Annotated in this window: 6 protein-coding genes; 1 reads left to right on the top strand and 5 read right to left on the bottom strand. The window is 68.8% G+C overall.

Annotated features, from left to right (window positions below; translation table 11 throughout):
• Positions 1-63: 63 nt before the first annotated feature.
• From MJ797_RS20170 to MJ797_RS20160, 3 genes are all read right to left on the bottom strand, one after another.
• Complete coding sequence (locus MJ797_RS20170) at positions 64-2,049, bottom strand: Hsp70 family protein (protein ID WP_239338220.1); 1,986 nt, start codon at positions 2,047-2,049, stop codon at positions 64-66.
• Positions 2,050-2,157: 108 nt separating this feature from the next.
• Complete coding sequence (locus tag MJ797_RS20165) at positions 2,158-2,781, bottom strand: TetR/AcrR family transcriptional regulator (protein ID WP_239338217.1); 624 nt, start codon at positions 2,779-2,781, stop codon at positions 2,158-2,160.
• 257 nt (positions 2,782-3,038) lie between these two features.
• Entirely contained in the window at positions 3,039-3,563 is a 525-nt protein-coding gene (locus MJ797_RS20160) for a GtrA family protein (protein ID WP_239338214.1), read from the bottom strand.
• 737 nt (positions 3,564-4,300) lie between these two features.
• Between MJ797_RS20160 and MJ797_RS20155 the strand changes: the two genes are divergently transcribed.
• Entirely contained in the window at positions 4,301-4,879 is a 579-nt protein-coding gene (locus MJ797_RS20155) for a beta-class carbonic anhydrase (RefSeq protein WP_374582656.1), read from the top strand.
• Between the two features lie 58 nt (positions 4,880-4,937).
• Here MJ797_RS20155 and MJ797_RS20150 read toward each other — a convergent pair whose 3' ends face one another.
• Together MJ797_RS20150 and MJ797_RS20145 are read right to left on the bottom strand one after the other, a co-directional pair.
• Positions 4,938-6,281 carry a UDP-glucose/GDP-mannose dehydrogenase family protein gene (locus MJ797_RS20150; protein WP_239338211.1) on the bottom strand — a complete coding sequence of 448 codons (1,344 nt, stop codon included), beginning with the start codon at positions 6,279-6,281 and terminating at the stop codon, positions 4,938-4,940.
• Between the two features lie 92 nt (positions 6,282-6,373).
• Positions 6,374-6,622 (bottom strand): hypothetical protein (locus tag MJ797_RS20145; protein ID WP_239338209.1); only part of this gene is annotated, 249 nt, incomplete at its 5' end.

Raw genomic sequence — 6,622 nt, 5'->3', positions numbered from 1 at the left:
TGCCCTGGGCCATCCACCGGTTAGGCGGCCATCGGCTCGCCGCGGGTCACTGCCAGCGGTGGTTCAGGCCAATGGGTCGAACCGCTTCCACCACTGGTACAGGGATGCCGCGTCGGTGTCCGCGGCGGCGAAGCTGACGAGATCTGAGTCGTAGCTCCAGAACATCACAAAGCGTCCACTGTGGTAGTAGCACAGGAGCGCGCCGACGTCGACGGTGGAACTGCTGTTCACCTGCCAGGTCCCGACGCTGGAACGGCCGTTCTCGCAGCTGCCCTCGTCGGTGATCTGGCCGGACCGGTAGTCGACGTCGCCGCGCAGTGATTTGGCGGTGTAGTAGTGGAACGCGATCACCGCTGTGCCGTTGCTCGCCACACACGTCAGCGATGCGTCGATGTCGGAGTCCTCGGCATCCGGATTCGCTTCGCAGTCCGTTATCTCAGCGGGATCGAGCAGCGCCCGCAGCCTGCGCTGGGCCACGGTCAGACCATTGGTGGACCCGGTTGCCAACGGTGATGGCGATGGCGATGGCGATGATGACGAGACGGGCCGCGGCGTGTTCGTCGGTCCGGCGGGGATCGCGGGCAGGGTCGTGCCCGCCGTCGGGCTGGGGCTGGGTTTGTCCGAACTGGCCACGGTCAGTGCGATCATCGGAATGCCGACGGCGAGGACCAGCAGCGTGACGATCGCTCCGATGATGGCGGTCTGCCGCCGGCCTGACGGCTGCCGCCGCGGCGGTCCGCCCATCGTTCCCGGCGGCGGTGGGTATCCACCCGGTGGCGGGTATGCGCCCGGTGGCGGGTATGCGCCCGGCGGCGGGTATGCGTCTGAGTGCGGAAGCTCACCGAACGGGTAGCGGGCGGTCGGGGCATAGTCATCCCGGGCTCCGAAGGGGTGGGCACCGGCCGCGCCCGCCTCGGGCTTCGCCGTGGCGCGGGTGGCGTAGGGGATCGATCCGGGTTCAGCGGCCCCAGCGGGCATCGCGGCCTCCGTGAGCAGCGCGCCCAGCGCTGTCGCGGCCTGGGGGTCGGCGGCGGGCCGGGGGCGGATGCCGGTCAGCTCCGTCACCAGCGCCGAGATCCGTGGGATGCGGGTCGATCCGCCGACAAGGAAGATCGCGCTGAGCTCGCCGGGCTGGATCCCCGCGCGCTCGATTGTGCGGATCAGTTCCGTCACGGTCGCGCGTAGGTCACCCTCGATCGACGCTTCCAGCTCCGCCCGGGTGAGCTGGATGTCGCCGATGGATCCGCCGACCGCAATGGCGCGGACGGTGGCGGTTGACAGCCCTTCCTTGGCTGCCACGACCTGTTGGCGTAGCTGGTTGTGCCGCTGGCGCCCGGATGGGCTCAGATCGGCCCACAGCTCGTCCCAGGCGGCCGAGTCGACCGTGCGTGCACGGTCCGCCAGCTGGCGAAGTAAGGCGTCGTCGATGTCGTCACCGCCGAAGGCGGGATTGCCGCCGGGCTCGCCGCGGATCTCGAATCCGTTGGGCGTCGCGGTGAGAATCGTCGTCGCGAGGGTTGTGGCTCCAAGATCGTATACCGCAACGGCCATGCCCGCGCGGATGCTGTCAGGGGCGGCATGATAACGGGCCGCCGCGATCGGTTCCGGAAGCAGCATGACGTCGGTGAGCCCCGCCCTGGTAGCGGCTGCCCGCAGGCTGTCGACCTCCGTGGCTGTCCATCGGGCCGGCGCGGTGAGAACCACCTGGCGGGGTGGCGGGCCCGGAGCGTGGCGGGCCGCTTCGTGCAGGACCTGGCGCAGGACGGCGGCGATCAGCTCGATCGTGGGGATGGTCACCTCACCGAGCTGGACCCGCTCGGTCGTTTCCAGCGCCTGTAACGGATGACGTTGCGCGCGGTCGGGATAGGTGGCCGCGACGTCCACCGCGGCGGTACCGGTCAGCAGCCGGCCGTCGAGACTCAGGCTGACCACGGCCGGCATCGGCCCGCCCGGCCCGAGCCGCAGGGATTCCCCCCGGCCGTCCAGGCCGATGCAGGCGGACGTGTAACCGGTACCGAGGTCGACCGCGAGTGTCTGGCCGGTTGTCATGTCTCCCCCGGTTTGTCAGGCGTTCTCGCGCTTCCGCCCGCACGAGAAGAGCATTGTCGCGCGGCGCTGGGAACCGATTCGCCGCGGTGCTCCCAGCACCTCCCGGAGTCAGCTCGTCGGCTGGTCCGCCAAGCCGTGGACGGCGTAGGGAACGATGAGGTCATCGACGATCCGTTCCATGAACGCGGCGTCGACGACCTCTCCGGAGAGCAGTACCCGTTGCAGAACGAGGGCGGGACCGAGCTCCATGAGCACCGTGTGGTCGACCTCCGCGCTGATTTCCCCGCGGACGATGCCGCGGTGCACGATGACATCGGACGCGGTTTTGCGCTGGGCGAGCAGCCCATTGCGAAGGGCTTCGCGCAGCTCGGAGTTACGGGGCATTTCAGACACCAGCTCGGCGATGATCCTGCCGCGGTCATCGCCGATGGCATCTCGGAACGAGGAGATGAAGGCCAGCATGTCCATACGGAACGAGCCGGTGTCGGGAATGGGCACGGACTGCTCGGTGATCGTCGTGATCGCGTCCATGACCAGGGCGACCTTGGAGGGCCAGCGGCGGTAGATCGTGGCTTTGCCGGCTTTCGCCCGGGTGGCCACCCGGTCCATGGTGACGCCGTCATACCCAACTTCGGCGAGTAGCTGAAGGGTGGCGCGACGAATCGCGCCGTCCCGTGAATCATCCCGAGGGCGGCCCCCGGAGCGGGACGAATCAAGCGTAGGCCGCACCACGGCGTCCCCCTGTGGCCTAGGTTTCCTGAGGTCTCGGGCGGCCCAAACTGGGACTATGCCGCCTTCGACCAGCCGGCTGCAAGCCGACACGTGCCATCCGGTGGCTTTCGACGCGCTCCGCCTGCCGTCACAAGCGGCGACGCCGACAAGAAGGAAACGCGCGGGCTTGTCCCAGAGCGTAGCGCATCCACGGATGATGGGAACCAATCGGTATCGGAACGCTGGGGTTCTGTTCCGATACCGGTGCGCCACCCCGGCTATGCGTGGCCAGCGGGCTCGGGGACACCCTGCCGGCGCTGCGCCTCCGCCGCGGTATGCAGCGCCGCCTTCGGGTCGTCGGGATGCAGGAAGACCCACCGCTTGTAGGCCCAGAACCGGAAGATGGTACCGAGCCCGGTGCCGACCACGTTTCCGGCCAGGTTGAGCTCAAGCACGCTGTGCAGGTTCAGCACGTAGTTGGCAAAGCCCAGACAGCCCAGGGCGATTGCCAGACCCATGGCGTTGAGGATGGCGAACAGTGTGTATTCGCGCCTTAGGCCCGTACGCGCCCGGTGCGTGAACGACCAGTTCCGGTTGCCGATGTAGGCGCAGGTCGCGGCCACGATGGTGGAGACGGTTTTCGCGCTGAGCGGGCCCATACCCACAAGCCCGTGGCACAGGTTGAACACGAGGACGTCGATGGCGTAGCAGACGACGCCGACAACTCCGAACTTCGCCAGCTCATGGCCGAGCACCTGCCAGCGTGACCGTTCCGCGCCGGCCTCCGCCGGTGCCGCGTTCACCTTGGATGCTCTTGACCGGTTTGCGTCACCGGCTGAGTCTACCGACGGTCTCTCCTGGCTCATCCGCTACCCCCCTAGCTGCTTGGGCCGCCGGCCGCGCGAACGAAATCACCATCGCGGGGCCGGCAGTCTTCCAGGTTCTCGACGCCGCCGGCGGCCGGCAAGATCAAAATTCGTCGTCATTGACTGGACCGGTTCTCGCTGATCTCCTCCTCGAGGACGCGATCCCCCTTCGATGCTGTGCGTCACAGCGCGATACCGGCGCGTGTGTGGGTCCACGGCCGCGCACGAAAGGGTAGTCGGGACGGCGATCTCGCTGACATGGGGGTGCGGCTGGCGACGGGTGTGCCGACGGTCCTGGCCAGGCGGGAACGCCGGGCGCGCGGTCGCCGGGCAGCCTGTCGGGCCGATCCCTCGCGGCAAGTATGCCCCCTGCTCCGGTTGGTGACTCGGCTGTCGGGCTGGTTGCCGTGATGTGCGTTTCGCTCCGTACGGTCAACGTGCGTTTGCGATTGCGATCTGTGTTGTTGGGCCGCGTACCGCTGGCGAAAGCGGCGTGGCCGCGTCATCCTTGTTGCGGCTGGCTGTGGTGACGACTTGCCACACAGCAGCTCGGCGGGTGCCTGGCCGGGTTGCTGTACGGCGGCACGCCGCGCTGGCGGGTTCCCGGCGACGCTGCCGTGCACGAACGAACCTGGTTCTGCTGTGTCCACCGCGCCGATGGAGGTTGCACCACGATGACCATGGTCGACGGCCGAGGTTCAGTACGGGCCGAAGGCTCACACACTGCCACCGTTTCCCGCACGGCCACCGACTCCATGGTGGCGCGCGCCGCGAGCTTCGCGGCGGCCCGGCAGGCCGGCGACGCGCCGACGCGGGCGCGCCCGGCCGCGCCCGCCACCGGTGTGGCGGTTCTGGCCTGCATGGACGCCCGGCTGGACGTCCATGCGCTGCTGGGCCTCGCGGAAGGCGACGCGCATGTCCTGCGCAACGCCGGCGGTGTGGTCACCGACGATGTGATCCGTTCGCTGGCGGTCAGCCAGCACGAGCTCGGCACGACGGAGATCATTCTGTTGCAGCACACCCAGTGCGGGATGATGACCATCACGGATGACGGTTTTCGGGAAAAACTGTTCGAACACGTGGGGGTGCGGCCGGCGTGGCCTGTCCACGCCTTCACCGATCTTGAGGCGAGCATCCGGGCATCTGTCTCGCGTCTCCGCTCCAGTCCCTTCCTAAGCGCCTCCACGTCAGTCCGGGGTTTTGTCTACGACGTGGCGAGCGGCACGTTGGGCGAAGTCACCACCTGGACATGAGTAGCCCGGACACCACGAGCCGAGACTGCCGCGAGGCCGCCTGCCCCGCGGCTCGTCGTCAGGCGGGCCGGCCCAGCGCGTGGTAAGCCCAGCCGGCCGCGCGCCATGCGGCTGGATCCAGGGCGTTGCGGCCGTCGACGACAATCCTGCTGGCGACCACCGGAGCGAGCACCGTGGGGTCGAGCTCACGGAACTCGCTCCACTCGGTGAGGTGCAGGAGGATGTCAGCGCCGGCCGCGGCGAGGACGGCGTTGTCCGCGTAGGCCAGCTGCGGGTGGGCCGCGCGGCAGTTGGGGATCGCCGCCGGGTCGTAGACGGTCACCACGGCACCGGCGCGGTGCAGCGCGCCCGCGACGTCAAGGGCCGGCGAGTCACGGATGTCGTCGGAGTTGGGCTTGAACGCCGCGCCGAGGACGGCGATCTTTTTGCCAGCGGCCATCCCATCCAATAGCTGGATGGTCAGGCTCACGGTCCTGGCGCGGCGGCGGGAGTTGACGGCGTCGACCTCCGCGAGGAAGCCGAGCGCCTGGCCGACGCCGAGCTCGTCGGCGCGGGCCTGGAAGGCGCGGATGTCCTTGGGCAGGCAGCCGCCACCGAAACCGAGGCCGGCGTGCAGGAACTGCCCGCCGATGCGGCTGTCGTAGGACAGCGCGGTGGACATTGCGGTGACGTCCCCGCCAGTGGCCTCGCAGATCTCCGCCATGGCGTTGATGAAGGAGATCTTGGTTGCGAGGAACGCGTTCGAAGCAAGCTTGACGAGTTCGGCCGTGGGGTAGTCGGTGACGACGACCGGCACCCCGGCGTTGATGAGCGTGGCGTACACGCGCCGCAGGAGCGTTTCGGCGCCCCGGGCCCTGGCCGGCTCGGGACGTAGGCCGAAGACCAGGCGGCTGGGCCGCAGCGTGTCGTCAATGGTGAAGCCCTCACGCAGGAACTCCGGGTTCCACGCGAGCTCCACGCCGGGAGCCTCGGAGTCGAGCCGTCGCGCCAGCCGCATGGCCGTGCCGACAGGCACGGTGGATTTTCCGACGATGAGCGCCCCCGGCCGGATTCCCGACCGCAGGAGCCCGGTGAACGCGGCGTCGACGTGGCGCATGTCGGCGGTGTTCGCCCCAGGCAGCTGGGGAGTCCCGACACAGATGAAGTGGACGTCCGCGACAGCCGCGGCATCCGCCACGGACGTGGTGAAACGCAGGCGGTGGGACTCCAGGTTCTTGCGGACGAGCGCCTCCAGGCCCGGTTCGAAGAACGGTGTCTCGCCAGCGGCGAGAGAGCTGATCCGGACCGGGTCCACATCAACGCCGACCACGTCGAATCCCAGTTCCGCCATACAGGCGGCATGGGTCGTGCCCAGGTAGCCGGTACCTATGACACTCAGGCGCGGATCGGTCGGCTCGATCATCGCGGTCAGGCCTCCAGGCGGTCATGGGCAGGGACAGCTGCCGACGTTGCCGGGTGTCACAGTCGATGTCAGGGTCGGTGTCACGGTGAGTGTCAAGCCGGAGAAGCGGTCGGGAACGCGGTTGCCGGGGGGAGGTCCAGCGCCCGGAGGAGAAGGATGTCGCGGTCCAGGCACCTTTCCCGTCTGTACCCGGTGTCCGGACGCGGTGAACTGGGATGCACGCGGATTGCCGGAGCCGCTGACAACTCGTCCGCTATCGGTTCGGCCTCCCGCCGGGCCAGGAACCACCTGGACACGGCTGGCCATCCGTACCCAGGATGCGTGACAGGCTCCTGCCGGGC

Origin of the sequence: Protofrankia sp. CiP3 (assembly GCF_917627345.1) — a bacterium.
In the GTDB taxonomy this organism is placed as follows: domain Bacteria; phylum Actinomycetota; class Actinomycetes; order Frankiales; family Frankiaceae; genus Protofrankia.
This window is presented reverse-complemented; position numbering and strand designations above follow the sequence as displayed.

What these genes read in the sequence shown, in the direction of transcription:
- MJ797_RS20150 (WP_239338211.1), bottom strand. Translation starts at nt 6,281, where the DNA reads ATGATCGAGCCGACCGATCCGCGCCTGAGTGTCATAGGTACCGGCTAC.
- MJ797_RS20170 (WP_239338220.1), bottom strand. Translation starts at nt 2,049, where the DNA reads ATGACAACCGGCCAGACACTCGCGGTCGACCTCGGTACCGGTTACACG.
- MJ797_RS20155 (WP_374582656.1), top strand. Translation starts at nt 4,301, where the DNA reads ATGACCATGGTCGACGGCCGAGGTTCAGTACGGGCCGAAGGCTCACAC.